Source organism: Stenotrophomonas sp. YJH_SMC_19 (assembly GCF_059367915.1).
This window is the reverse complement of sequence record NZ_JCAFRI010000003.1, coordinates 287330-311172: the sequence shown is the minus strand read 5'-3', so window position 1 is coordinate 311172 and position 23843 is coordinate 287330. Positions and strand designations below refer to the sequence as shown.

The following is a 23843-nucleotide window of genomic DNA, read 5'->3' as shown; positions in this document are numbered from 1 at the left end:
GGACGCTCGCATGTTCCGTAATCCTCTCTTCCGCTCGGCCGCCCTGGCCGTTGCCGTTTCGCTCAGCCTCGGCGCGCCCTCGGCGTTCGCCCACAACGCACCCGCCGCCAGTGCCACCGCCGCCGTGCAGCGCCAGGCCGTGGCCAAGGGCCTGTACGAGCTGGCCTACAGCCCGAAGCAGAACGCCGTGTTCGTGGCCTCGTCCGGCGGCTTCGGCGATGACGCCGGCCCGGCCCAGGTGCTGCGCCTGAACCCGGCCACGCTGGCCGTGGAAACCCGTATTCCGCTGGAGCGCAAGGCGTTCGGCGTGGTGCTGGATGACGCCCACAACCGCCTGTACGTGGGCAACACCGTGGACCTGTCGGTGACCGTGGTCGACACCGCGCAGAACAAGGCCGTCGGCACCATCCAATTGATGGAGAAGAAGACCGGCAAGGACGGCAAGGCTGCCTACACCCACGACCTGCGCGAGCTGGTGGTCGACAGCGCCGCCAACCGCCTGTACGTGACCGGCCACAGCAGCCAGCCGGACGTGAGCAGCGTGCTGTTCGTGATCGATACCACCACGCTGAAGGTGATCAACACCATCGACGGCCTGGGCAATGCAAAGGCGCCGGGCCTGGCGCTGGATGCGGCCAACAAGCGCGTCTACACCAGCAACCTGCTGGCCGACCTGGTGGTGGTGGGCACCGATTCGAACAAGGTGGTGGCGCAGCACAAGATCGCCGCCGAGCAGCCGATGAACATCGCGCTGGACCCGGCCGGCAAGCGCCTGTTCGTGACCGACCAGGGCTCGGAGTTCCTGCGTGGCTACCAGGCCAAGAGCAGCGGCCTGGTCAGCAAGCATCCGGGCCAGCGCGTGCTGGTGCTCGACCGCAGCACCGGCAAGGAACTGGCCAGCATCCCGACCGACGCCGGCCCGCTGGGCATCCTGCTGGATGCACCGCGCAAGCGCCTGTACGTGACCAACCGCGAAGCCGGTACCGTGACCGCATACAACAGCGACAGCTACCAGAAGGTGGCCACCTACGCCGTGCCGACCCACCCGAACAGCCTGGCGCTGGATGCGAAGAACAACGTGTTGTTCGTGAGCATCAAGAACGGCGAGAAGGATGACAAGGGCGCTGACGAGAGTGTGGCGCGCATCCAGCTGTAAGCATTCGCGCTGGATTGACGAGGCCCGTGTCCTCGGCCGTCGGCCGTGGAGCGGGCCTCATCCATTTATGCGGCTCGCATGACGCTGGACTAGGAAGTGTTGCAAAAGCAGGGGCAGCGCTTGTTGCAGTGGGGCGGTACATGTAGCGTCTTCAGCCTTCCAGGGGAGGCTATCCAATGAGTACGTATACCGCGTTCGTCGAGCTCGCATTTGAAAGGTTGAACAAAGAGCTGGCGATACCGAAGGGATTCGCCGTAGCGCTCTACAAAGAAGAAGACTCGTGGAGCTTCATCTCGAAGCTGGCGCAGCTCGTCGAGGCCGTTTTCACGCGGGCCGTCGTCGATGCCCTGCGCGAGCCGCTGATATTCGATGTGATCAGCAATCTCCCGCAGGAAGTGAGGATCAATTTTCTGCGCAAGATGAACATCATCGACAGTGAACAGAAATCGATGTTCAAGGCCGTTGCGGAGATCAGGAACCAGTACATCCATGATCTCTCGAACATCGACGTTCCGCTGGATGCCTACATCAAGAACCTGGAGGACGGTGCAAGGAAGGGGCTCTTCAAACGGTTCAAGCCGTACTTCGTCGACCCGAAGATGTCCATTGAGGAGTTCATCTCACAATGCAGGCCACAGGTCTTCCATGTGTGCGTGCTGGAGCTGCTGAAGGTCCATGGAAAGGTGTCATCCATCAACATCCAGAAGGACCACGAGGCATTCCGTCTTCAGCAGGCGGGAAGGTTGCTGCCGGCGAAGAAGCACGGCGAGATGCTTCCGTTGGATCGACTGACGGTGAGCAGCTATGTCACCCAGGCCAGAGACGTCCTGAAGCGGGAAGGCCTGCTCGTTTCAGAGTTCAAATAGCGGGAGAGAAACCGCTTCCGCGCCTGCTTACCCCAACCGAGGCGCAGGATGCTGCATTTCGTGCGCCTGCACCTCGACCTGCGGCTGCACACCCAGCCCCAGCTTCTGCATCGATTGCTCCACCGGCGTCTGCGCCGCCACAGCTGTCGGCATCATCGCGCGCAGGTGCGCCGGATTGGCCGGGTCGCCCTGCACCACGAAGACGTTGTGCCCGGCCGGATGCTGGGCCGTGGCGTTGCTGACCAGCACGTGGTCGACCTGTTGCAGGCCCTGCTCGCGGGCGAGCACGGTCAGGCTGGCGGTCAGACGCTCGCTGGTCTGGTCGAACGCACGGCCGTGCTGGGCATCCAGTGCGGCCACGCCCTGGCGGACCTGCTGGTTGAGGCCATAGTCGGGGTGGTTGGGGGTGATCTCGGCCATGGCCATCGAACGGTAGCGGTGGGTCGTGGGTGAACCCACCAAGTATAGATCCGGCCCGTCAAGTGCGCCCGACGGGTCAGTCTGCCGGCCGATGGTCATAGCTGATCACCCGTTCGGCCAGCCAACTCCCGTCCACGCGGCGCCAGACCTGGATGAAGCGGGCCTGGCCCACCCAGCGCTCCACGCCGTCCTTGCCGCGTTCATGGAAGCGGTGATCGCCGATCTCCAGCGCCCGCTCGTCGTGTAGCGGGAACACCTGCAGCGAAGGCTCCACCCGCTCGCGGCGCAGGCTCCAGCCGCCCTTGCGCGCATTGCTGCACATGTTGGCCACGCTGCGGCGGAAGTCTTCGCGGCTGCTGGCCGACTTGCCATCCTTGTCATGGAAGAACTCCATGTCCTGGGTGGTCATCGCGGCGGCCTTGTCGGCATCGCAGGCCTCGAAGGTGGCGGCGAACAGCTGGGTGTCGGCCTGGCGGATCTGCTCGCGCAGGTCATCGGAGGGCGCGGGTGCGGCGGCGAGGCCGGCGGCCAGCAGGGGCAGGGTGAGCAGCAGCATGGCGAAGCTCCAAGGAGGGTTCACGCAGGCTCGCATGGCGTTCGGGGCGCTGCAGCCGGCGTCCGACGAAACGGCCGTTCCATGGAGTGAATGCCCGCATTGGCGGCTCGGCTCCAGCGTCGGGGCCGTGGTCTGTGCAGGGGATGTCATGGCGACCGGCGATTCCATCACGGCCGCGATAGGGGCCGGCCCATAGGCTGAAATCCTCCCCTTCCACAGGAGGTTCCATGCCTGCTCCCCGCGTCCGCCTGCACGTTGAAGACACCGGTGGCGACGGCCGACCGGTCATTCTGATTCACGGTTGGCCACTTTCCGCCGATGCATGGAAGACGCAGGTGTCGATCCTCCGCGACGCCCAACACCGGGTGATCAGCTACGACCGCCGAGGCTTCGGCCGTTCCGACAAGCCCGCCGAGGGCTACGACTACGACACGCTGGCGGCGGATCTGGCCGGGGTGATCGAGGAACGTGACCTGCGCGACGTGACCCTGGTCGGTTTCTCGATGGGCGGCGGTGAGGTTGCGCGGTATGTGGCCAATCACGGGCAGGAGCGCCTGCACAGCGTGGTGTTTGCAGCAGCGGTGCCGCCGTATCTGCTGCGCGGCGAGGACAACCCGGAAGGTCCGCTCACACAGGACAAGGCCGACGAAATGCGCAGCGGTCTGGAGAAGGATCGCGAGGCGTTCTTCGATGGCTTCACCCGCGATTTCTTCAGTGCCAATGGCAAGCTGATGGTGACCGAGGATGAGCGCCAGGCCGCAATCGCGCTTTGCCATCAATCCGACCAGACGGCGGCGCTGGGTTGCATGCAGGCGTTTGCCACTACCGACTTCCGCGACGATCTGAAGAAGATCACGGTGCCAACCCTGATCCTGCACGGTGACAGCGATGCCATCGTGCCGTTTGAAGGCTCGGGCCAGCGCACGCACCGGGCCATTCCGGGCAGCGAAGTGGTGATCCTGGAAGGCGCACCACATGGGTGCAATACCAGCCATGCGGACCGCTTCAATCTGGCGCTGCTGAACTTCCTGAAGCGGTAAGCTGCGGCCATGCGCCAGACCAAGACACCCCCGTGGAAGAAGCCCAACCCCAAGGGCCAGACCTCGCAGCCGCTGTCGCCTGCGCAGAAAGAGGCGGCGCGGCAGCGGGCGGAAGAGAATGGGCGGCGTTATCCGAATCTGGTGGACAACATGTGGGCCGCGAAGCTGCCGCGCGGATCCTGATCTGTAGAGTCGAGCCGTGCTCGACCCCGCACGGTGCCCATCCACGCATGGCGTGGATCTACTGCAACAGCAGCCTGGCTTGGCCCGGCATCTACATGCCGTCCAGCGGCGTCCAGCCGGGTTCCAGCCACGGTGAGATCTCGCTCTGGCGGACGGTGATTGCCTCCGTCGGCAGCCCCGCCAAGCGCGCAAGCTCTGCACGTAGCAGCTCGGAATCCACCGGCGCGGCCGTAGCCACCTGCAGCCGATCACTCTGATGCCTCACCTGTACCGGTAGCGTGGCGTGCGCGTCATGCTGGCCGCCGGTGCGCCCGATCGGGTAGCGCATTGTTACCGGCCGTGACAGCTGCGCAAGTGCGGGCTGCCACGCCTGCAGCACGAGGGGCTGCCCGGCAGCGGAAACATGTACTTCAGCAATCGTGGCCGGGTAGCCTGTAAGGCTCTCGACCAGCACCTGGAAGCGCGCGCCATCCGGCATGACCAGCACGGCGGCAATCAACGCAGAGAACGAAACGAACACCGCCGCGAGGTTCCAGCTGCGCGGCGCGGTGGCCGGGCGCGTTGCGGTGCGCAGGCCCGGTCTGCGCCGCAGCTTGCGAGCGTAGATGCGCCGGTCCTTCCTGCGCGGGCTGCTGCTGTGCTCGGGCAGGTTCAAGGGCACCCGTGGAAGGCGCGCCACGCGGGCCTTGATCAGGCGCGACAGCAGCATCCACGCGATCACGAACGCCAGCAGCGGAAGCAGCGTTCGCACCCACAGATACAGCGTGACCATCCACAACACCTCTACATGCGACCATCCATGCTCATCCACATCCTACCGGGACCACGCGGCGGTTGTCGTATCCGCCAGCCGACAAGCACAGGGCGCTTGGTTAGGATGGTCCTTTGTTGTCACGGATGAACCGATGGTCTCTGCTGCTGCCCGTTTCTGTCGTATCTGTGGTCCCGGCCCGATTCTGCTGGCACTGCAGGTGGTGGCGCTGCTGGCGGTAGCCCTTGCAGCCGGCTTCTTCCACTACCGCGTGGGATTGCTGCTGGAGCCGGTGGATGACGCATGCGGTGGGCCTGATCCTGTCGCGCGCATGCAGGTCGCAGAACAGCTGCTGGCGCGGTCCGCTGCGCTTGCACCATGGCAACCGTTGCAGTGGATTCCGATGGCGGGCGTGGTACTGGCGTTGCTGGGCGCGATGTCGATCAGCGTCTACCGCCTGGGTCGCCTGTCCGAACGCCTGCGACGCGCCAACTGTGGGGTGATGGCCCTGCACGCCGCGATCCTGGCGCTGGCGCTCAGGGCATTGCATCTGTACGACATGGCATGGACCAGCGTGGCCAAGCTGTCTCCGGCGGCATGCTTGGTTGAACTGGGCGAGCAGGGCCGGCTGCCGCTGGCACAGGCGCAGCAGGTGGTGTTCGAGATCCTCACCCATGAGCATGCGCCGCTGCTGCGCAATCCCGATGACCTTGCCCTGGTGCTGGTCGCGTTGATGCTGGTGGCAATGGCTGCAGGATTCATGCTGTGGCGGGCGATCGTGCGCGAACGTCAGGTGCAGTCGCCCAGCCCCTGAGGCGGTGTGACCGACCACGCGCCCGCAATCGCGCTAAAGTCCGCACCTCGCCCCTGCAAGGAAGTGCTGATGCGTTGGTTGCTGCGTGCTGTGCCGTTGCTGCTGTGCTCGTTGGCGGTACACGCCGCCGAGGTGGACCGCCGGATTGCGGTGACCATCGACGACCTGCCCTGGGCGCGGGTGGACGAGATCGTTCCGCCGGATCTTCAGGCGCGGCATGAAGCGCTGATGGCGCAGCTGCACCAGGCGGGTGTGCCGGTAGTTGGCTTCGTCAACGAGAACAAGCTTGAGATCGAAGGGCAGGTGCAGCCGGCGCGGGTGCAGATGCTGCGCGACTGGCTGGAGGCCGGCTATGTGCTGGGCAACCATACCTACTCGCACATGGACCTGAACGCCAAGGGCGTGCCGGCGTTCCAGCAGGATTTCCTGCGTGGCGAGACGGTGCTGCGGCCGTTGCTGGCCGAGCGCGGGCTGAAGCCGCAGTGGATGCGTCACCCCTATCTGCGTGCCGGGCGCACGCCGGAAGAACGCGCGGAGATGGACGTGTTCTTCAAGCAGCATGGCTACCGCGTGGCACCGGTGACGGTCGACAACGGCGAGTGGGTGTGGGCGTTCGCCTATGCCAACGTGATGAACGAGCAGCCGGATTCCCCGGCGCGCGAGGCGACGCTGGCGCAGCTGCGCAAGGGCTATGTGCCGTACATGCTGAACAAGTTGGACTACTACGAGAAGCAGTCGCAGGCGCTGCTGGGCTACGCGCTGCCGCAGGTCTGGCTGATGCACGCGAATGAACTCAATGCAGCCACGTTCGCCGAACTGGTGGCGGCGACGAAGCGCCGCGGCTATCGCTTCATTTCGTTGGACGAGGCGATGCGTGACCCGGCCTATGCACGTGGTGCCGAAGGCTACAGTGGTCGCTACGGCCCGAGCTGGCTGCACCGCTGGGCGATGGCGGAGAAGAAACCGAAGGACTTCTACGCCGGTGAACCGGAAGTGCCGAAGTGGGTGATGAAGCTGGCGAAGGTGGACTCGGAATGAGGCTCAGCGCTTGACGGCCAGCACGCCGTCAAGCGCCAGTTCGGCCTTGAAGCCGGCCTTTTCCAGGCGCTTGGCCACTTCACGCGGCACATCGCGGCCGCTGGTCAGCTTGTTCGGCGCGCCGGTGTAGTGGAACAAGCGCCCGCCCTTGCGGATGACGCGGGCGAGGTGGTCGTAGAACACCTGCGAGTACAGTTCGCCGGCGATGCCGAAGCGCGGCGGGTCGTGCAGGATCGCGTCGACGCTGTTGCTGGCCACCTGTTCGATCTGCTGCGAGACATCGCCGTGGCTGAACTGCAGGCGGCCACCGGCCGCAGCCGATTCCGGATCCGGTGACCACGGGTTGAGCGTGCGCAGCCACATCACGTCGGCGTTCTTCTCGAACGAGCGGATCTGGCCGACGCCGGCCTCCAGCGCGCAGGCGGCGAAGTAGCCCAGGCCTCCGCAGGTATCGAGGATCACCTTGCCGGCCGGGGCGACCAGCTCGACCTTGCGGCGCGCGTCCTCGAACGGTGACAGCTTGGAGGTCGGCAGCATCTTGATGCCGTCGATCTCGAAGGTCGGTGCGCCCCATTCGGTCGGCACCAGCTTGATCAGCGAACCGCTGTAGCGCGAAATCGGTGCGAAGTCCTCGCCGTCCCAGTAGTACAGCGTGCGGTCCTTCAGCTTGCCCGGCCACGGGTAGGGCTGGCCACGGAAGTGGAAGCCGTCGGCATCCAGCGCCACGCTGTCCTCGCTGCGGCCGAGGTCGAGCGAACCCTGCCAGTCGGCAGCGCCCTTGTCATGGGCACGGCGCAGGGTGTCAGCGCTGTCGCGGGTCAGCAGGGGGCCGGTGTAGTGGGGCACGGCGGGTACCGGGGCGGTTCGGGGGAGGGCATGGTACCGCAGCTGTTGCCGGGGCCACGCGTGGCTGCTGCAGTAGATCCACGCCATGCGTGGATGTAGACGGGAGGAGCCGAGCGTGGGCTCGGCGCTACCGCTGGCTGGTGCAGCTGAAGCCGTGCGTGGTTCCTTGTCCTGAAATCATGTTGACGCCACGCGAGGGCTGCATGTCCTGCAGCGCGCACGACCGACGATGGACGTCCTGGGTTTCCGGTGGCTGCCGATCAAAGTCGTAGCGCAGGCTGCCGTCTTCCTGCAGCAGCCAATGCACGGTAACGCGCTCGTGGCGACCATCACCGAGATCCCAGTCCAGGGTGCGCATGATCAGGGTCTGGCCATCAGGCAGCTGCCGGACTTCGTCATAGGCCCCCTGGGTCTTCGGCGCGCTTACCGCAAGCAGCAGAAACAGCAGCATTGGCATCGCTCCTCAGAAGACAGGATGCGCCCATAGTGCCCTGAGCCGCCATCAGAATCATTGCGCCTTACGGGCACTTCACCGCATACACCGGCCCAGCACCGATCAGCATCAACGCCATGTAGTCACTATCGCTCGCCTTGCCCTTCAACGTCGCGTCCTTGTTGAAATGGAAGATGCCGAAGCCGCCCGCCATGCGGATCAACGCGCTGTCGATCTGCTCGGCGTCATCGCGGAAGTAGCGGCTGGTCTCGCTGCGGGTGGCCTCGTGCAGGGCATTCGGCTCGCGCTGCCACTGGTCGCCGCGGCTGAAGGAGACGAAGTACTGGCCGCCTTCCCTGTCGATGCGGAAGTCGGCCGGTTTGCGCGCGCCGGTGGCGAAGCAGCCCTGCAACGGGTCGGCGCTGAAAGGAAGCCCGGCATCACCACCGCAGGCGGTGAGCAGCAGGAGAGCACCGGACAGCAGCAGGCGGAGCATGCGCATGGGATGTCCCTACAGGGCAGGTGCGGCTAGTGTAGGCGGCACTCGGGCGTCGCCCGTACAGAAATTCGGCAAGAACAAAGGGGTTTTCGGATGGCGCAGGGGAAGGCACCGTGGTGCGGCATGGCCAGTTGGCTGGGGATCGCTGTGGGTTGGGGAGCCGGCACATTGGCGGCGCAGGCGGCGGTGGCCGCAGGCGGCAATGGCATGGCTGCGGGATTGGGCGTGGGCGTGCTGGGCGCGGCACTGGTGGGCTGCGGCCTGGCGGTGGCCTCGCGCGTGCGCGGCGAGCGCTGGCCGTGGATCGGCATCGGTGGTGCGGTGCTGAGCGCGCTGCCGCTGCTGATGTACCTGCTGCGGATGATGCTGAAGCTCTAGCGGTAGTGCCGGCCGCTGGCCGGCAACTGCAGTTTGGGTCCGAAGCTCATGAGGTTGCCGGCCAGCGGCCGGCACTACCCGGTATGGATCACACGATGCGGTGAATCTCCACCGTCACGTGCACCAGCTCCTCATGGATCGCCAGCGCCTTGCGCACGGTATCGGCATCCAGACGGGCGTCGCTGGTAACCACGCTGGCGCTGACCGCGTACTTGCCGCGACCGACCTGCCAGACGTGCAGGTCGGCCAGGCGCGCCGGCCAGGGGCCCTGTTCGATCACTTCGCGAACTTCGGCCACCACCGGTGCGTCCATCTGCGCGTCGAGCAGGATGCGGCCGCTGTCGCGTAGCAGGCCTACAGCCCACACCGTGACCAGCACGGCGCCGACCAGGCCCATCACCGGGTCCAGCCAGGTCAGGCCCAGCAGCTTGCCGCCGAGCAGGGCGACGATGGCCAGCACCGAGGTGGCGGCGTCGGCCAGCACGTGCACGTAGGCCGAGCGCAGATTGAGGTCGTGACCGTGCGCATGGCCGTGATCGTGGTGTTGGTGGTCATGCCCGTGATGATCGCCATGGTCATGCCCGTGGTGGTGATGCGCGTGGCCCGGGCTGTCGTGCAGCCACCATGCGCAGAGCAGGTTCACGCCCAGGCCGACCGCAGCGATGGCGATGGCTTCGTTGTAGTGGATCGGCGCCGGTACCCACAGCCGCTGCAGTGACTGCACGGCCATCAGCGCGGCGACGCCGAGCAGGGCGATGGCGCTGGTGTAGCCGGCCAGGATCTCGATCTTCCAGGTGCCGAAGGCGAAGCGCGGGTCGTGCGCGTAGCGGCGCGCGCAGCGGTAGGCGAACACCGCCAGGCCCAGCGCCAGCGCGTGCGAACTCATGTGCCAGCCGTCGGCGAGCACGGCCATGGAGTTGAACCACCAGCCTCCTACGATCTCCACCAGCATCATGCCGACGGTCAGCCACAGGGCGCGGCGGGTATTGCGTTCGGCCAGCGGGTTGCCGTCGTCGAAGCGGTGTTCGTGGCGACGGGCGGCGGCGAGGGCGTCCAAGTGCATGGGGGGACCAAGGGGGTGGAGTGGATACCCCCATAGGGTATATGATCCCGCCATGGCCCATGTACACAGGAATCGAAAGCAGCTGCTGACCCGGGTGCGCCGCATCGCGGGCCAGGTGGCGGCGTTGGAGCAGGCGCTGGACCAGCCCGAGGGTAAAGCCGGCGACTGTGCGGACGTGCTGGTGCAGGTCGCCGCCGTGCGCGGTGCCGCCCACAGCCTGCTGATGGAGCTGCTGCACGAGCACCTGCAGGAACACGTGGTGGGTGCCGACGACCCGCAGCAGCGGGCAGACGAGGCCGCGGTGCTGGTGGAGCTGCTGCGCCGCTACGGCAAATAGGCCGGGGGGCGGTAGAGTCGACTGTTAGTCGACTATCGCGCGAAGCGCGGGGTTCTATGCAGCCCGAGCGAAGAGCAGTCGACTAACAGTCGACTCTACCCCGCGTGCCGGTGTCGCGCATTCCAGATATGTGTCGCCGCCAGCAGCAGGCTGCCGGTGACGGTCATCGGCGTTTCCCAGTCATGTGAGGGCAGCGCCAGCGCGCCGGCCAGCAACAGGCCCAGACCGACGCCGGCGGTGGCCCAGGCCAGTACGGGCAGCGGGTGACGGCGCTCGGCGCGCCACAGCGCGTAGCCGGTCAGCGGCAGGGCGATGGCCACGAACAGCAAGTGCACCCATTCCGCTTCGGCCCAGGTGCCGAACAGGGGGAGCGCGGCGGCCAGCAGGGGCAGCGCCAAGCAGTGCAGCAGGCACAGGCTGGACAGGGCGACCGCGCCGGCATCAAGCAGGGCGGCAGAAGGCGACTTCATCGGGGGAGGTTCCTTGCGCAGTAAGTGTTATACAGTAACATTCCCGTTCCGCAGCCAACCCGCTCCGACATGAACACTGTTTCCCGCGCCGACCGTCGCCTTCCGGTCACCGTGCTGTCCGGCTTCCTGGGGGCCGGCAAGACCACCCTGCTCAACCAGATCCTGCGCAACCGCGAGGGCCTGCGCGTGGCGGTCATCGTCAACGACATGAGCGAGGTCAACATCGATGCGCAGCTGGTGCGCGAGGGTGGCGCCGAGCTGCGCCGCACTGAAGAGACGCTGGTGGAATTCAGCAACGGCTGCATCTGCTGCACGCTGCGCGATGACCTGCTGCAGGAAGTGCGGCGCCTGGCCGATGCGGGTCGCTATGACTATCTGCTGATCGAATCGACAGGCATCGGTGAACCGATGCCGGTGGCGGCCACCTTCGCGGTGCGCGACGAGCATGGTTTCAGCCTGAGTGATATCGCGCGGCTGGACACGATGGTGACGGTGGTCGACGGCAGCGCGTTCCTGGCCGACTTCGGCTCGACGTCGCGACTGGCCGAGCGCGGCCAACAGGCCGGCCCGGAGGATGATCGAGGTGTGGTTGACCTGCTATGCGAGCAGGTCGAGTTCGCCGACGTGATCGTGGTCAGCAAGGTGGACCAGGTGGATGACGAAGCGTTGCAGGACACGCTGGCCGTGCTGCGTGGCCTGAACCGCGACGCGAAGCTGCTGCTGTCCAGCTTCGGCGATGTGCCGCTGGCCGAGCTGCTGGATACCGGTCGCTTCGACATGGAGCGTGCGCAACGTGCGCCGGGCTGGGTGAAGGAACTGCGGGGCGAGCACACACCGGAAACCGAGGAGTACGGCATCGGCAGCTTCGTCTACCGCTCGCGACGTCCGTTCCACCCGGCGCGCTTCGCCCGCGCGCTGCAGTCCGGCGTGCCCGGCGTGATCCGCAGCAAAGGCTGGTTCTGGCTGGCCAACCGCATGGACTGGGTGGGTGAGCTGAACAGCGTGGGCGCGGCGACGCGCACGCAGGCGGCGGGCTTCTGGTACGCCGCACGTGACCGCGTGCGGGCCGGGCTGGAAGACACCGCGCCGTTGTTGCCGCCCACGCCGCTGCCTTACAGCGACCTCGGATGGGCGCGGCAGCAGGCCGATTGCTGGAGCGCGCCGCTCCCGGGGCCTGAAGAATTCCCGGATGAGGCAGCGCACACGGCGATGCAGCGGCTTTGGCACCCGTTGTGGGGGGATCGCCGCCAGGAACTGGTGGTGATTGGCGTGCACATGGATGAGCGCGCGGTGCGTGCGGAGCTGGATGCGTGTCTGCTCAACGACCAGGAGCTGCGTGCGGGGCCATTGCTGTGGCAGCAGTTGCCGCAGGCGTTCCCGGTGTGGAAGCGTTGACGGTGCATTGAGGATCCATGGGTTGCCGGCCAGCGGCCGGCACTACCCCCTGGTCGATACGTCATGCGTGGATGGATGCATGGCGGAGTCGAGCATGGCTTGACTCTACAGACTGTCGCGCCATTGCCAGTGGTTGGCGGTGACCTGCAACACCTGCGTCGGTCGCAATGCCTGCAGCAGATGCAGGTCGTGGCTGACCATCATCAGGGCACCCGGCCACGCCGCAAGCAGTTCCTCCAATGCCTGCAATGCGCTCAGGTCCAGCGCATTGCCGGGTTCGTCCAACAGCAACAGCTGGGGCGCGGGATCGGCGTACAGCACGCTGGCCAGCGCACCTTTCACGCGTTCGCCGTCGCTGAGGCTGTGGGCTGCCCGCTGGATGCGCTGTGCATCCAGCCCGAGCAGGGCCAGCCGCGTGCGCAGCTCGCCTGGGTCCGCGCCCGGGTTGGCGGCCTGCACGGTGTCGAGGATGCTGCGCTCGCCGGACAGCCCCAGCAGCTGCTGGTCGAGCAGGGCCAGTGGCGCATGCCGTTGCACGGCGCCACTGCGTGCCGGCAGCTGGCCGGCCAGCACACGCAGCAGGATCGATTTGCCGCTGCCGTTGTCACCGACCACGGCGATGCGCTGGCCGCGGCGGATCTCCAGCTGCAACGGTGCACTGCAGCCATGTGGCAGCACCAGCGCCTCGGCCTGTAGCAGGCGCATGCTGCCACGGTCACCCGCACCGGCGAACAGTGCCAGTTCCGGCGCCGCGTGCACCGCCGATGCCGCTGCGCGCAGATGCTCTGCGCTGGCCTGCAGGCGTTCGGCCTGCACCTGTTGTGCGCGGCCGTGGCTGGCCTCGGCGCGCTGCTTCTGCCGGCCGAGCAGGATCGGGGCCTGGTTGGCCTGCTTCGCATCGCGGTTGCCACGCGCCTGGCGTTGTTGTTGCCGTTCGTGCTGTTCGCGCGCGCTGCGTTGCTGCTGGCGGTGCTGGGCGCGCGCATGATCGAGCTGGGCGGCGGCAGATTCGCGATCGGCGGCGCGCGCATCGGCATAGTGCTGCCACGGTCCGCCGTAACGATGCAGCCCGCGCCCATCGAGTTCGACGATCTGCTGCATGTGCGCCAGCAGCTCGCGATCATGACTGATCACCAGCAGGCCACCGCGCCACTGCTGCAACTGCTCGTACAGCTGTTGGCGATGGCGTGCATCGAGGTGGTTGCTGGGTTCGTCCAGGATCAGCCAATCGGCACCGCTGGCCCAGGCACCGGACAGCGCGACCTGCATGGCCTGGCCACCACTGAGGCGCGCGGCCGGCAGGGCGGGATCGAGATCGTCGGGCAGCCGAAGCGCCCGCCATTGCTGCTGCAGGCGTTCGCGCAGATCCCAGCGGTCGCCGACGCAGGCGAAGTCGGCCTCGTCCACGCTGCCGGCTTCGATGCGTTGCAGTGCGGCCAGTTCCGCGCCGACGCCGGCCAGTTCACCGACCGTGCCGGCGGGTGGATAGCCGGGCGTCGGCAACAGGAACACGCGGCCGGTGCCGCGCACCTGGCCAGTGTCGGGCAGCAACCGTCCGGCCAGCAGGCGTGCGAGCACGCTCTTGCCGGCGCCATTGGCACCGACCAGGCCGGTGGCGACCGGTTCGAAGGAAAACGTCAGATCGGAAAACAGCGGGCGGCCGTCGGCCAATCGATACGACACGCGATCGAGCGTGAGGGAATGCGGGGTCATGCGACCTCCATGGATGCCGGGTTCTCCCCTGCGCGCAGGGGCGGGAAGAGTCAGGCCGTCTGGTGGGAAGACGGCGGCATCAATGGCGCATTGGTCGCGAGCCTCTGGGAGGAATGAGGGGCCAGTATAGCGGGGCTGGCTGAATGGTTTGATGGCGCGACTCTACAAAGGCATCCACGCATGGCGTGGATCTACTCTGGGCCGGGCATGGGGTGGATCGATCTCCTACGGCACGGTTTCCAGGCGCGCGCTGACGAAGTCGATGAACACCCGCAGCTTCGGAAGCACGTGGCGGCCCGAGGGCCACAGCAGGTGGAAGATGCCGCAGGAATGCACATGCTCGTCGAGCACGGTTACCAGCCGGCCGTCGGCCAGTGCATCGCGCACCGAGTGCACCGGCACGAAAGCCAGGCCGATATCGCGCAGTGCCAGCGCTACCCGCGCTTCGATGGTGTTGGCCACCATGTGCACAGGCAGCTCCTGCGGTGTTTCATGGTCGGGCCAGTGGATCGGCCACAGTTCCAGCTTGCCGGTGCTGGGGAAGCGATAGTGCAGCAACGTGTGCTGCAACAGGTCGGCCGGCGTGCGCGGCGTGCCGCGGCGCTGCAGGTAGGCGGGTGAGGCGACGATGCGGCGTGGGAACACACCCAGGCGTCGTGCGTTCATGCGTGAGTCGCTGGGCTCGCCGACGCGCAGCACGGCATCGAAACCTTCCTCGATGACATCGACCAGGCGGTCGCTGAAGTCTAGGTCGAGGCGGATATCGGGATAGGCCGCCATGAACTCGGCCATCAGCGGCAGGGTCAGGTCGCCCACCAACGGCAGGCCGATGCGCAGCGTGCCGCGGGGCGTGGCGTGCGGCTGCGCCAGCTCGGTGCGCGCGGCATCGCGCTCGTCGAGGATGCGCCTGCAGCGTGCCAGGAACAGCTGGCCCTCGGCAGTGAGGGTGATGCTGCGCGTGCTGCGGTGGAACAGGCGCACGCCCAATGCCTGTTCCAGCCGCGCAACGCATTTGCCGGCGGCCGAGGCCGAGATGCCCTGCAGGCGCCCGGTCTCGACGAAGCTGCGGGTATCGGCCGCGTGCACGAAGGTCTGCAGATTGGCGAGGTTGTCCAGGACTGACATGGGCGTGCGGGCAATGAAAGCGGCAGGGTAGATTGGCGCGGCCGTAGCGGGCGGTTCCGCCATCGCAACACTGTGGTGCGGGGTGGCGTGGAGACCGTTGCGGCCTTGCGGTTCCGGCCATCATGCCGATTGCGGACTGCACGGTCCATGATGCCCGGAGCGGCAACCGGCTTTTTGCGCTGCGCCGTGCTGCCTAACGTGGCGGGCCTCTCCCCACGGATTCCCGCGATGAATGCCGCTCCTTCCCTTGAACCCACGCCGACGCTGCCATCGGTGCAGCGGCTGCTGCAGCAGGTGCACCCGCAGCGCCTGGTCGGTGCGGTGGTGCTGGTGCGCGAGCACGGTGTGCTGCGCCACGCCAGCGCGACCGGGCTGGCCGATCGCGAGTCGGCAACGCCGATGCAGCGCGACCAGTTGTTCCGGCTGGCATCGGTCAGCAAGCCGCTGCTGACCACGGTGATCCTGCGCCTGGTAGCAGAGGGCGTGCTCGACCTCGATATGCCGGTGCAGCGCTGGCTGCCGGACTTCCGCCCGGCACTGGCCGACGGCAGCATGCCGCCGATCAGCCTGCGCCAACTGCTCAGCCACAGTAGCGGGTTGGGCTATCGCTTCCTCGAAGCCGATGCCGACGGCCCGTATGCGCGCGCTGGGGTCAGCGATGGCCTGGACGCGAACCCGCTCTCCCTGGCCGACAACGTGCGCCGCATCGCGCAGGCGCCACTGCTGTTCGCGCCGGGCAGCCAATGGCTCTACTCGCTGGGCGTGGACGTTGCCGGTGCCGTTGCCGAAGCAGCGACGGGTGAAACGCTACAGGCACTGTACGAGCGCTTGCTGGCCGCACCGCTGGGCCTGCGCGACACCGCCTTTGCTGCGCGCAACGCGGCACGCTTGGCCACGCCCTATGTAAGCGACGCGCCGCAGCCGCATCGCCTGCAGGAAGGCGAGGTGGTCGCTCCGTTCGAGGGTACGGTCGGCATCGAATACAGCCTCGCGCGCGCCACCGATGCCAGCCGTTTCCCCTCGGCCGGGGCCGGCCTGGTCGGTACCGCCGATGACGTGATGGCGGTGCTGGAAGCCTTGCGTGATGTGCAGCGTTCAGGCCTCCTGCCGTCCGCACTGGCAGCGGAGATGGCCAGCCCGCAGGTCGGCGAGCAGGGACCGCCGGAACCGGCCGGCTGGGGCTTCGGCCTGGGCTTTGCGGTGCTGCGCGATGCGGCCGCAACCGGTACGCCGCAGAACGCAGGTACATGGCGCTGGGGCGGTGCCTACGGGCACAGCTGGTTTGTCGATCCTGTGCGCGGGCTGAGCGTGGTGGCACTGACCAATACCCTGTACGAAGGCATGGATGGTGCCTTCGTCGACGAACTGCGTGATGCGGTCTATGCCGATCTGGAGACCGTGCGATGAGCGGCCACGCCATCGACGCGGCCAGCCCGGCCGGTGAGGCCACGCGCCTGCCGTGGGCAGGCCTGCTGGCGCTGGCCGGCGGCGGCTTCATCACCCTGCTGACCGAGACCCTGCCGGCCGGTGTACTGCGGCCGATGGGCGACAGCCTCGGCGTGAGTGATGCGGCGGTCGGCCAGCTGGTCAGCGTGTACGCACTGGGCTCGGTGATGGCCGCCTTGCCGATGACCGCACTGACCCAGCGCCTGCCGCGACGCCCCTTGTTGCTGGCCGCCATTGCCGGCTTCGTGGTGGTCAACACGCTGACCGCACTGAGCAGCAGTTATCCGCTGATCCTGGCCGCGCGTTTCCTGGCCGGCGTGAGTGGTGGCCTGCTGTGGTCGCTGGTGGCCGGTTACGCGGCGCGCATGGTGGTGCCGTCGCTGCAGGGCCGGGCAATCGCGGTGGCGATGGTCGGATCGCCGTTGGCGCTGTCGCTGGGCGTACCGGCGGGCACGCTGCTGGGCCAGCAGATCGGCTGGCGCTGGGCATTCGCGCTGATGAGCGTGCTGGCGGTCGTGCTGCTGGCCTACGCGCGCTGGGCATTGCCCGCGTTGCCGGCGGCGGCGGCCGGTCAGCGTACCTCGTTGGCTACGGTGTGGCGCATGCCCGGCGTGCGCAGTGCGTTGGCGGTGATGGTGCTGTACGTGCTGGCGCACAACGTGCTCTACACCTACATCGAACCGCTGGCGGTGGAGGCCGGCGCCGGCCCGTGGCTGGACCGCCTGCTGCTGGCCTTTGGCGTGGCCGCCATCGCCGGCATCGGCATTGCCGGCTGGGGCGTGGACCGTCATCTGCGCACGCTGGTGTGGGCGGCGGTGATCGGCTTCATCGTGCCGGTGCTGGCGCTGCTGCTGTGGCCGGGCGACGCGACCGCGCTGCTGCTGGCCACGATCCTGTGGGGCGTGGCCTTCGGTGCGGTGCCTACGTTGTTCCAGACCGCATTGGCACGGCGCGCGGGTGCCGCCGCGGATCTGGCGCAGTCGATGCTGGTGACCGGCTGGAACCTCGCCATCGCCGCCGGAGGCGTTGCAGGGGGTGTGCTGCTGCAGGCGGGCGGCCCGAACCAGTTGGGATGGCTGCCGTTGCTGCTGCTGGCGGTGAGCGTGGCGTGGCTGCTGGCACGGCCGAAGGCCTGGGTGTAGGCCCAGAGCAAACGTTACGGAGGTGCCGGCCAGCGGCCGGCACTACCGTGGTCCCCGCCATCCACGCATGGCGTGGATCCACCGAGCGCTGCGACCCGCGTTTGCCATTGCCTTTGCCTTCTTCCGTTGATTCCGTGGCGGGACGCCGCCGGAACCTGTCAGAGGCCGGGACGGTCGGGTTCGCGGGGGTGTCCGCGGCATGGATGCCGCGGCCAAGCCCCCACGGACGGGTTTACGGCGCCCCCCGCGAACCCGACCGTCCCGGCCAACCCTGGGATAGCAATACGCGACCCGCCACGAGGGGCTCCGCCGTTCGCCGTCCTACTCCACTCCCTCACGCTCGATCGGCACGCTGCGCGGATTCTGCATGTGCTCCCGCGCCGCGCCATAGCGCTGCTGCCGCTTGTGATGGAACGCCACGAACTCATCCCGTGGCAGCGGCCGCGAGAACAGCCAGCCCTGCGCGAACTCGACCTTCCGGGTATGCAGGTACGCCAGCTGTGCCTCGGTTTCCACGCCCTCGGCCACCACCCACAGGCCCAGCTCCTTGGCCATGTCGATGATGTGCGGCGTCACCGGGCTGGTCGCGCTCTCGGTGCCGATCGCATCGATGAACGACTTGTCGATCTTCAGCGCATCCAGTGGCAGCTGCTCCAGGTACTGCAGGCTGGAGAAGCCGACGCCGAAATCATCAATGGCCACGCTGTGCCCGGCCCGACGTGCCTGTGCCAGCATCGTGCGGGCGCGGTCCAGATCGAGGAAGCCGCGCTCGGTGGCTTCCATCCAGATCTGCTGCGGCAGGATACCGCTGCCGGCCATGTGCTTGGAGATCATCTTCAGCGCACGGCCGCTGCTGATGTCTTCGGCGGCCAGGTTGATCGCAATGTGCGCGCTGCGGTCGGCCACCAGCAGTTCGCGCATGTCGCGCACCACGTTCTCGATCACCAGATCGGTGACTGCGGCGATCATGCCGGCCTCTTCGGCCAGCGGAATGAACAGGTCCGGCCGCACCTGGGTGCCATCCGGGCGCTGCCAGCGTACCAGCGCCTCGGCGCCGACGCAGATGCCGGTATCCAGTTCGATGATGGGTTGATAGTGCAGGTACAGCTCGCGGCGGCGGATCGCCGTGGCCAGCTCGCCGCGCAGGGACAGGCGGCGACGCGACAGCCAGATCACCAGGCCGGCACCGATGGCGGCCAGCAGAACGCCGATCGGCACGAACAGCCAGGCCTGCTGGCGGAAGGTCGCGGCAAGCGCGGTACGTGGCGTGGTTGCGATCGCCAGCCACTCTTCGTTGCGCGCGGTGGCGTACAGGGTGTTGTGGTCCAGGCCCTCACCGGGCGCGCGCAGCAGGGTTTCCAGCAATGCCGGATCCATGCCGTCCTGCCTGGCCAGGAGGCGGCCGTCCGGGCTGGCCAGGGCAAGGCGCACGTTCGGGTCGGCGATGACATCGACGAAGCGGCGCGGATCGACCAGCACGTCGTAGTTGCCATACAGGATCGACAGGACCTGGCGCCGTCCGCTTGCCTCGGGGCGCACATCCACGGCGATGCCGGCGCCATCACTGGTGACGTGGTCGGACCTGGGCTGGTTGACGTCGGACAGGAACGGGCCCCACGACGTGCAGCGCAGCTTGCCACCCTCGAAGTAGCCCATCTGGTCGACCGACGGCGAGGTCATCACCAGCGTCTGCATGCGCCGGATGTGGTCCGGCCCGCACGGATCGTAGGCGCCGGCCTCGGCGGACTTCAACGCGGCCAACGCTTCCAGGTAGGACTGGTCGGCGCGGCGCAGGGTGCGGCCGGCGATGTCGCGCAGGCGCTGCTGCTCGACACTGACCGCACGGTCCCAGGTGGCATAGGCCATCACCGCGATCGGCACGGCTGCGGCCAGCAGCGCCAGTGCGGTGCCGCCGATGATCACGCGCAGCCGGCTCATGGCCGGGGCTCCAGCGGGGCGGGCGGGGCAGGGCGCATGGTCGGGGCCGATCCTTGGGCAGGTGCGGCTATCTGAGCATGGCGCCGGGCCGGGCGGAATGGGATGAATCCGGTATTCGGTCACATTGTGATGAAAGCGGCCAAGTTTGACGGGATTGGCCCATCCGACGCTGGCGCTCCGGCCTGTGGAGGACTACCGTCGAACGCTTCGCCCGCCCTCTTGCCCGCGCCCATGACCGAGCCCGCAACGCCCCCCGAGCACCTGCGCCGCAGCCTGTCCAACCGCCACCTGCAACTGATCGCCATCGGTGGTGCCATCGGCACCGGCCTGTTCATGGGCTCAGGCAAGACCATCAGCCTGGCCGGCCCGTCCATCGTCTTCGTCTACCTGATCATCGGCGCGATGCTGTTCTTCGTGATGCGCGCGATGGGCGAGCTGCTGCTGTCCAACCTGCAGTACAAATCCTTCATCGATTTCTCCACCGATCTGCTCGGCCCCTGGGCCGGCTTCTTCTGTGGATGGACGTACTGGTTCTGCTGGATCGTCACCGCCATTGCCGATGTGATCGCCATTGCCGCCTACGCGCAGTTCTGGTTCCCCGGGCTTGACGCCTGGAAGCCGGCGCTGGCGTGCGTGATGCTGCTGCTGTCGCTGAACCTGGTGACGGTGAAGCTGTTCGGCGAAATGGAATTCTGGTTCGCGCTGATCAAGATCGTGGCGATCTGCGCGCTGATCATCACCGGCGCCGGCCTGGTGGCGTGGGGCTTCACCTCGCCCAGCGGCCACACCGCGTCGCTGTCGAACCTGTGGAACGACGGCGGCATGTTCCCGATGGGCCTGGTCGGTTTCTTCGCCGGCTTCCAGATTGCGGTGTTCGCCTTTGTCGGCATCGAGCTGGTCGGCACCACCGCCGCCGAAACCGCCGACCCCGAGCGCAACCTGCCCAAGGCGATCAACTCGATCCCGGTACGCATCATCATCTTCTACGTGCTGGCGCTGATCGCGATCATGGCCGTCACCCCGTGGCGCCAGATGGTGCCGGACAAGAGCCCGTTCGTGCAGCTGTTCGTGCTCGCCGGAATCCCTGCCGCCGCCAGCCTGATCAATTTCGTGGTGCTGACCTCGGCCACGTCCTCGGCCAACAGCGGCATCTTCTCCACCAGCCGCATGCTGTACGGCCTGGCCGAAGAGGGTCACGCCCCACGCGGGTTGTCGAAGTTGTCACGTGCCGCCGTGCCCGCCCGCGGCCTGCTGTTCTCGTGCCTGTGCCTGCTCGGTGGCACGCTGCTGATCTACCTGATTCCGAACCTGGTGACCGCCTTCACCCTGGTGACGACGCTGGCGACGGTGCTGTTCATCTTCGTCTGGTCGCTGATCCTGGTGGCCTACATGGCCTATCGCCGTCGCTACCCGGAGCGCCATGCCGCATCGATCTTCAAGATGCCCGGCGGTGTTGCCATGTGCTGGGCCTGCCTGGTGTTCTTCGCCGCCGTGCTGGTGCTGCTGAGCCTGCAGGCCGACACCCGCCAGGCGTTGATCGCCAGCCCGGTGTGGTTCGTGCTGCTGGGCGTGGGGTATTGGGTGCGTCGGAGGACCGCGAAATGACCGGGGATGCGGGGGCGGCAATGCCGGAAATCGGAAACGTCGGTAGAGTCGACTGTTAGTCGACTGCTCTCCCGTGGGCCACCGGAAAACCCCGCGCTGCGCGCGATAGTCGACTGACAGTCGACTCTCCCCCCGCCGGCGCCGGCGCCGGCGCCGGTGCCCGCGCGGGTGCAGGGCGCAGCCCTGCCGGCCCCCATTCACCCAACATTAGCGGGCGCGGCCGGATGATCCGGCCGCCATGCCCCGTCACCCTCTCCTGCTTGCGCTGTTGCTGCTGCCCAGCCTGTGGCCCGGGCTGGCCGCCGCGCGCACCGTCTACCGCTGCGTGCAGGGCAACACCGTCAGCCTGGCCACCGCGCCGGAACCCGGTTCACGCTGCACCGCGAAGGAAATCGACGACAACGCCATCCAGACCCCGAACCTGTGGGGCAACATGGGCGTGTTCAGCGGCGTGCTGTACGAGCGCGAGCAGGATGGCGCGCTGGTCTACTCCACCCGCAACCTGCCCGGCTCGCGGGTGTTCCTGAAGTTCACAGTGGCCACGCCGCCGGGCGAACCTGCCCACGAAGGCCTGGGCAAGGTCGGCAAGCCGCAGTTGGCGCAGCACGCCAAGCAGTTCAAGGCCGCGGCCAAGGCCACCGGTGTCGATGACGCATGGCTGCGCGCGATTGCCCATGCCGAAAGCAACTTCGATGCGCTGGCGGTCTCGACCAAGGGCGCACAGGGCGTGATGCAGTTGATGCCGGAGACCGCACAGGAATATGGCGTGCGCGATCCGTTCTCGCCGCAGCAGTCGATCGAGGGCGGCGCGCGCTACATGCGCGCGCTGCTGCGCCGCTACAACGGCGATCGCCCGTTGGCGGCGGCCGCCTACAACGCGGGCATCGGTGCAGTCACCCGCTACAAGGGCGTGCCGCCCTACGCCGAAACCCTGGCCTATGTGGACAAGGTGATGGCCCTGTATGCACGCTACCGCGAAGCGATGGGCATCCGTACCGAGGTGCCAGCCCGCTAGGCGGAAGGTGTAGTGCCGAGCCCACGCTCGGCGCCACAGAAAATCGGCTCAGCGCGAAGTGGAAGCGCTGACCAGGTCGTAGCGCTCAATGCGGCCGACGCGTGCCACCTCGGCCTGCACGTCGGCGCGCTGCTTCAGCGCACGCCAGGCCGCATCGATCTTCACGTCACCGGGCAGCGAGGGGTAGGTGCGCATGTCCTGCAGGGAGGCCAGCGTCTCGCCACGGTCGGTGGGGGAGCGCAGCTGTTCGATCAGCACTGCGGCTGCGCCGTCCAGGTTGCCTTCGTCCAGCAGCATCTCGCGATGGAACAGGCGTGCGTCGTCGCGCTGGGCAAGGATCACCGAGCGGGCGGCTTCCACTGCCTGGGCATCGCCGCGTTCGCGGGCGGCAGCGAACTGCAGCAGTGCCTGGGCCGCCTTGCCGTAACCGGCCAGGCCTGGCATGTCATTCACTGCGGCAGCAGCGTCCTGCATGCGGCCCAGCGAACTGAGCACGAAACCGACGTTGAACTGGTGCTCGGCACCATCCGGGCCCAGCGCACCGATGCGTGCGGCCAGCCTGGCTGTGGCCAGCGCATCGTCGGTACGGCCCAACCGGCGCAGCGCCGTAAGCCGGCTGTTGAGCAGCCATGCCACCCATTCGGCTTCCGCCGCCGAGGGCGACTCACCTTCGGCCGCCGCACCGGCCATGCCATCGGTCAGTGCCAGCACTTCCTCGTTGCGGTCCAGCATCAGCAGCGTACTGCTGAACTCGGCCATGCGTGCGTCCAGCGCCCGGTCGAGCAGGCCGGAGACCCGCAGTTCGTCGAGGTGTTTCTGTGCAGCCTGCACCGGATCGAAGCGGGCATCGGCGCGGTCGACATAGCGATCAAACCGCTTGTCACTGCGCAGGCGGATGATCTCGGCGGGGCCGGTGATGCGCGCCAGCGTGGCGGGAATCCTGTCGCCACGGCCGTTGTCGGCCTGCAGCGTGGCCAGCGCCAGCCACAGCCCGGTGGGTTCCAGGCCGCCGCTCTTCCAGCCGTTGTCGAACAGCGCCTGCAGCAGTTCCATGCGCTGCTGGGGCTGGTCCCGCAGGCGGAACTGCAGGTAGTTGATCGCGTGGTGGTCCACCGGCAACGGCGCGTCGGCATGCTTCAGCGCCTGCACCAGGTGCTTCGTGGCAGGTGCCGGTTGGTTCTCGGACAGTTCCACCGAGACCAGGGTCAGCAGGATCTGCGCGTCGTCCGGCAGTGCTTCCTGTGCGCGCTGCAGGTAGCGGCGGGCCTGATCCGGCTTCTTCTGCACCATTGCGGTCCAGCCGGCCACCTGCGCGGCGCGGCCGCGGTGTTCGGCATCGAAATCATCCAGCATCGGATCTTCCATCAGCCGTTCCATTGCGATCAGTGCGCCCAGCGTGTTGCCACTGCGCGACTGCTGGATGGCTTCATCCCATCGCGTGGCATAGGCCTGGTGCATCGCATCGGCGGTGACGGCCGGCTTCTGCGGCACCACCGTGATCGAAGCAGTGGCGGATGTGCTGGCCAATGCGGCAAACAGCAGGGCGGCGACGGGGAGGATGCGGGGCATGGAGGATTTCCATCCGTGGGAACCGCATTGAACCCGCTGCAGCCA

Annotated in this window: 25 protein-coding genes; 13 read left to right on the top strand and 12 right to left on the bottom strand. The window is 67.4% G+C overall.

What is annotated here, in order from left to right:
- The first annotated feature begins 10 nt into the window (after window positions 1-10).
- On the top strand, window positions 11-1156 hold the full coding sequence (locus AC5P5R_RS06000) for a YncE family protein (RefSeq protein WP_164281669.1): 1146 nt from the start codon (window positions 11-13) through the stop codon (window positions 1154-1156).
- Window positions 1157-1332: 176 nt separating this feature from the next.
- Window positions 1333-2022, top strand: a complete 690-nt coding sequence (locus AC5P5R_RS05995; RefSeq protein WP_012478981.1) for a hypothetical protein — start codon at window positions 1333-1335, stop codon at window positions 2020-2022.
- 27 nt (window positions 2023-2049) lie between these two features.
- Here the strand turns inward: AC5P5R_RS05995 and AC5P5R_RS05990 are convergent, their stop codons facing one another.
- Both AC5P5R_RS05990 and AC5P5R_RS05985 read right to left on the bottom strand, forming a co-directional pair.
- Window positions 2050-2442, bottom strand: a complete 393-nt coding sequence (locus tag AC5P5R_RS05990) for an XVIPCD domain-containing protein (RefSeq protein ID WP_044571163.1) — start codon at window positions 2440-2442, stop codon at window positions 2050-2052.
- A gap of 76 nt (window positions 2443-2518) precedes the next feature.
- Window positions 2519-2998 carry a DUF4440 domain-containing protein gene (locus AC5P5R_RS05985; RefSeq protein ID WP_044569440.1) on the bottom strand — a complete coding sequence of 160 codons (480 nt, stop codon included), beginning with the start codon at window positions 2996-2998 and terminating at the stop codon, window positions 2519-2521.
- Between the two features lie 227 nt (window positions 2999-3225).
- Between AC5P5R_RS05985 and AC5P5R_RS05980 the strand changes: the two genes are divergently transcribed.
- Window positions 3226-4038, top strand: a complete 813-nt coding sequence (locus AC5P5R_RS05980; RefSeq protein ID WP_012478984.1) for an alpha/beta fold hydrolase — start codon at window positions 3226-3228, stop codon at window positions 4036-4038.
- A 9-nt stretch (window positions 4039-4047) separates the two neighbouring features.
- Window positions 4048-4221: a hypothetical protein gene (locus AC5P5R_RS05975; protein ID WP_005412082.1), complete on the top strand. Its 174-nt coding sequence runs from the start codon at window positions 4048-4050 to the stop codon at window positions 4219-4221.
- Window positions 4222-4312: 91 nt separating this feature from the next.
- On the opposite strand, the gene AC5P5R_RS05970 is transcribed toward AC5P5R_RS05975, so the two are convergent.
- Entirely contained in the window at window positions 4313-4993 is a 681-nt protein-coding gene (locus tag AC5P5R_RS05970) for a hypothetical protein (protein ID WP_100438319.1), read from the bottom strand.
- 133 nt (window positions 4994-5126) lie between these two features.
- On the opposite strand from AC5P5R_RS05970, the gene AC5P5R_RS05965 reads away from it, so the two are divergent.
- Entirely contained in the window at window positions 5127-5786 is a 660-nt protein-coding gene (locus AC5P5R_RS05965; RefSeq protein WP_100438320.1) for a hypothetical protein, read from the top strand.
- Window positions 5787-5855: 69 nt separating this feature from the next.
- Window positions 5856-6824, top strand: coding sequence for a polysaccharide deacetylase family protein (locus AC5P5R_RS05960; RefSeq protein ID WP_100438321.1), 969 nt, complete (start codon window positions 5856-5858; stop codon window positions 6822-6824).
- A 3-nt stretch (window positions 6825-6827) separates the two neighbouring features.
- Here AC5P5R_RS05960 and AC5P5R_RS05955 read toward each other — a convergent pair whose 3' ends face one another.
- The 3 genes from AC5P5R_RS05955 to AC5P5R_RS05945 all read right to left on the bottom strand — a co-directional run bounded on the left by AC5P5R_RS05955 (window position 6828) and on the right by AC5P5R_RS05945 (window position 8605).
- On the bottom strand, window positions 6828-7670 hold the full coding sequence (locus AC5P5R_RS05955) for a class I SAM-dependent methyltransferase (protein WP_100438322.1): 843 nt from the start codon (window positions 7668-7670) through the stop codon (window positions 6828-6830).
- A 127-nt stretch (window positions 7671-7797) separates the two neighbouring features.
- Window positions 7798-8121, bottom strand: a complete 324-nt coding sequence (locus AC5P5R_RS05950; protein WP_100438323.1) for a hypothetical protein — start codon at window positions 8119-8121, stop codon at window positions 7798-7800.
- A 67-nt stretch (window positions 8122-8188) separates the two neighbouring features.
- Window positions 8189-8605, bottom strand: a complete 417-nt coding sequence (locus tag AC5P5R_RS05945) for a hypothetical protein (RefSeq protein WP_100438324.1) — start codon at window positions 8603-8605, stop codon at window positions 8189-8191.
- A gap of 90 nt (window positions 8606-8695) precedes the next feature.
- Between AC5P5R_RS05945 and AC5P5R_RS05940 the strand changes: the two genes are divergently transcribed.
- Complete coding sequence (locus tag AC5P5R_RS05940; protein ID WP_012478993.1) at window positions 8696-8980, top strand: hypothetical protein; 285 nt, start codon at window positions 8696-8698, stop codon at window positions 8978-8980.
- 88 nt (window positions 8981-9068) lie between these two features.
- On the opposite strand, the gene dmeF is transcribed toward AC5P5R_RS05940, so the two are convergent.
- Complete coding sequence (gene dmeF / locus AC5P5R_RS05935; protein WP_100438325.1) at window positions 9069-10043, bottom strand: CDF family Co(II)/Ni(II) efflux transporter DmeF; 975 nt, start codon at window positions 10041-10043, stop codon at window positions 9069-9071.
- A 52-nt stretch (window positions 10044-10095) separates the two neighbouring features.
- Here dmeF and AC5P5R_RS05930 point away from each other — a divergent pair, with 52 nt between their 5' ends.
- Window positions 10096-10380, top strand: coding sequence for a metal-sensing transcriptional repressor (locus AC5P5R_RS05930; RefSeq protein WP_019337974.1), 285 nt, complete (start codon window positions 10096-10098; stop codon window positions 10378-10380).
- A gap of 95 nt (window positions 10381-10475) precedes the next feature.
- On the opposite strand, the gene AC5P5R_RS05925 is transcribed toward AC5P5R_RS05930, so the two are convergent.
- Complete coding sequence (locus tag AC5P5R_RS05925; protein WP_088023816.1) at window positions 10476-10850, bottom strand: MerC domain-containing protein; 375 nt, start codon at window positions 10848-10850, stop codon at window positions 10476-10478.
- 69 nt (window positions 10851-10919) lie between these two features.
- On the opposite strand from AC5P5R_RS05925, the gene AC5P5R_RS05920 reads away from it, so the two are divergent.
- Complete coding sequence (locus AC5P5R_RS05920) at window positions 10920-12245, top strand: GTP-binding protein (protein WP_100438326.1); 1326 nt, start codon at window positions 10920-10922, stop codon at window positions 12243-12245.
- Window positions 12246-12350: 105 nt separating this feature from the next.
- Here AC5P5R_RS05920 and AC5P5R_RS05915 read toward each other — a convergent pair whose 3' ends face one another.
- Window positions 12351-13958 carry an ATP-binding cassette domain-containing protein gene (locus AC5P5R_RS05915; protein WP_100438327.1) on the bottom strand — a complete coding sequence of 536 codons (1608 nt, stop codon included), beginning with the start codon at window positions 13956-13958 and terminating at the stop codon, window positions 12351-12353.
- 225 nt (window positions 13959-14183) lie between these two features.
- Complete coding sequence (locus tag AC5P5R_RS05910) at window positions 14184-15083, bottom strand: LysR family transcriptional regulator (RefSeq protein ID WP_012478999.1); 900 nt, start codon at window positions 15081-15083, stop codon at window positions 14184-14186.
- Between the two features lie 228 nt (window positions 15084-15311).
- On the opposite strand from AC5P5R_RS05910, the gene AC5P5R_RS05905 reads away from it, so the two are divergent.
- Both AC5P5R_RS05905 and AC5P5R_RS05900 read left to right on the top strand, forming a co-directional pair.
- Window positions 15312-16490 (top strand): serine hydrolase domain-containing protein, encoded by a 1179-nt coding sequence (locus AC5P5R_RS05905; RefSeq protein WP_044569458.1) that lies wholly within the window; start codon window positions 15312-15314, stop codon window positions 16488-16490.
- Window positions 16487-17671, top strand: a complete 1185-nt coding sequence (locus AC5P5R_RS05900; protein WP_012479001.1) for an MFS transporter — start codon at window positions 16487-16489, stop codon at window positions 17669-17671. Before AC5P5R_RS05905 ends, AC5P5R_RS05900 begins: the two co-directional genes overlap by 4 nt.
- Window positions 17672-17992: 321 nt before the next feature.
- Here AC5P5R_RS05900 and AC5P5R_RS05895 read toward each other — a convergent pair whose 3' ends face one another.
- Window positions 17993-19609 carry an EAL domain-containing protein gene (locus tag AC5P5R_RS05895; RefSeq protein ID WP_005412097.1) on the bottom strand — a complete coding sequence of 539 codons (1617 nt, stop codon included), beginning with the start codon at window positions 19607-19609 and terminating at the stop codon, window positions 17993-17995.
- 231 nt (window positions 19610-19840) lie between these two features.
- Between AC5P5R_RS05895 and cycA the strand changes: the two genes are divergently transcribed.
- Window positions 19841-21214, top strand: coding sequence for a D-serine/D-alanine/glycine transporter (gene cycA, locus AC5P5R_RS05890; protein WP_164281668.1), 1374 nt, complete (start codon window positions 19841-19843; stop codon window positions 21212-21214).
- Window positions 21215-21452: 238 nt separating this feature from the next.
- A complete protein-coding gene (locus tag AC5P5R_RS05885) occupies window positions 21453-22229 on the top strand; it encodes a lytic transglycosylase domain-containing protein (protein ID WP_012479002.1) in 777 nt (258 codons plus the stop codon).
- Between the two features lie 48 nt (window positions 22230-22277).
- On the opposite strand, the gene AC5P5R_RS05880 is transcribed toward AC5P5R_RS05885, so the two are convergent.
- Window positions 22278-23798: a tetratricopeptide repeat protein gene (locus tag AC5P5R_RS05880; RefSeq protein ID WP_164281667.1), complete on the bottom strand. Its 1521-nt coding sequence runs from the start codon at window positions 23796-23798 to the stop codon at window positions 22278-22280.
- Window positions 23799-23843 lie beyond the last annotated feature (45 nt).

What these genes read in the sequence shown, in the direction of transcription:
- AC5P5R_RS05920 (WP_100438326.1), top strand. Translation starts at nt 10,920, where the DNA reads ATGAACACTGTTTCCCGCGCCGACCGTCGCCTTCCGGTCACCGTGCTG.
- AC5P5R_RS06000 (WP_164281669.1), top strand. Translation starts at nt 11, where the DNA reads ATGTTCCGTAATCCTCTCTTCCGCTCGGCCGCCCTGGCCGTTGCCGTT.
- AC5P5R_RS05910 (WP_012478999.1), bottom strand. Translation starts at nt 15,083, where the DNA reads ATGTCAGTCCTGGACAACCTCGCCAATCTGCAGACCTTCGTGCACGCG.
- AC5P5R_RS05945 (WP_100438324.1), bottom strand. Translation starts at nt 8,605, where the DNA reads ATGCGCATGCTCCGCCTGCTGCTGTCCGGTGCTCTCCTGCTGCTCACC.
- cycA (WP_164281668.1), top strand. Translation starts at nt 19,841, where the DNA reads ATGACCGAGCCCGCAACGCCCCCCGAGCACCTGCGCCGCAGCCTGTCC.
- AC5P5R_RS05905 (WP_044569458.1), top strand. Translation starts at nt 15,312, where the DNA reads ATGAATGCCGCTCCTTCCCTTGAACCCACGCCGACGCTGCCATCGGTG.
- AC5P5R_RS05880 (WP_164281667.1), bottom strand. Translation starts at nt 23,798, where the DNA reads ATGCCCCGCATCCTCCCCGTCGCCGCCCTGCTGTTTGCCGCATTGGCC.
- AC5P5R_RS05975 (WP_005412082.1), top strand. Translation starts at nt 4,048, where the DNA reads ATGCGCCAGACCAAGACACCCCCGTGGAAGAAGCCCAACCCCAAGGGC.
- AC5P5R_RS05965 (WP_100438320.1), top strand. Translation starts at nt 5,127, where the DNA reads ATGGTCTCTGCTGCTGCCCGTTTCTGTCGTATCTGTGGTCCCGGCCCG.
- dmeF (WP_100438325.1), bottom strand. Translation starts at nt 10,043, where the DNA reads ATGCACTTGGACGCCCTCGCCGCCGCCCGTCGCCACGAACACCGCTTC.
- AC5P5R_RS05970 (WP_100438319.1), bottom strand. Translation starts at nt 4,993, where the DNA reads ATGGTCACGCTGTATCTGTGGGTGCGAACGCTGCTTCCGCTGCTGGCG.
- AC5P5R_RS05940 (WP_012478993.1), top strand. Translation starts at nt 8,696, where the DNA reads ATGGCGCAGGGGAAGGCACCGTGGTGCGGCATGGCCAGTTGGCTGGGG.
- AC5P5R_RS05990 (WP_044571163.1), bottom strand. Translation starts at nt 2,442, where the DNA reads ATGGCCGAGATCACCCCCAACCACCCCGACTATGGCCTCAACCAGCAG.
- AC5P5R_RS05995 (WP_012478981.1), top strand. Translation starts at nt 1,333, where the DNA reads ATGAGTACGTATACCGCGTTCGTCGAGCTCGCATTTGAAAGGTTGAAC.
- AC5P5R_RS05980 (WP_012478984.1), top strand. Translation starts at nt 3,226, where the DNA reads ATGCCTGCTCCCCGCGTCCGCCTGCACGTTGAAGACACCGGTGGCGAC.
- AC5P5R_RS05885 (WP_012479002.1), top strand. Translation starts at nt 21,453, where the DNA reads ATGCCCCGTCACCCTCTCCTGCTTGCGCTGTTGCTGCTGCCCAGCCTG.
- AC5P5R_RS05960 (WP_100438321.1), top strand. Translation starts at nt 5,856, where the DNA reads ATGCGTTGGTTGCTGCGTGCTGTGCCGTTGCTGCTGTGCTCGTTGGCG.
- AC5P5R_RS05985 (WP_044569440.1), bottom strand. Translation starts at nt 2,998, where the DNA reads ATGCTGCTGCTCACCCTGCCCCTGCTGGCCGCCGGCCTCGCCGCCGCA.
- AC5P5R_RS05900 (WP_012479001.1), top strand. Translation starts at nt 16,487, where the DNA reads ATGAGCGGCCACGCCATCGACGCGGCCAGCCCGGCCGGTGAGGCCACG.
- AC5P5R_RS05895 (WP_005412097.1), bottom strand. Translation starts at nt 19,609, where the DNA reads ATGAGCCGGCTGCGCGTGATCATCGGCGGCACCGCACTGGCGCTGCTG.
- AC5P5R_RS05930 (WP_019337974.1), top strand. Translation starts at nt 10,096, where the DNA reads ATGGCCCATGTACACAGGAATCGAAAGCAGCTGCTGACCCGGGTGCGC.
- AC5P5R_RS05915 (WP_100438327.1), bottom strand. Translation starts at nt 13,958, where the DNA reads ATGACCCCGCATTCCCTCACGCTCGATCGCGTGTCGTATCGATTGGCC.
- AC5P5R_RS05925 (WP_088023816.1), bottom strand. Translation starts at nt 10,850, where the DNA reads ATGAAGTCGCCTTCTGCCGCCCTGCTTGATGCCGGCGCGGTCGCCCTG.
- AC5P5R_RS05950 (WP_100438323.1), bottom strand. Translation starts at nt 8,121, where the DNA reads ATGCTGCTGTTTCTGCTGCTTGCGGTAAGCGCGCCGAAGACCCAGGGG.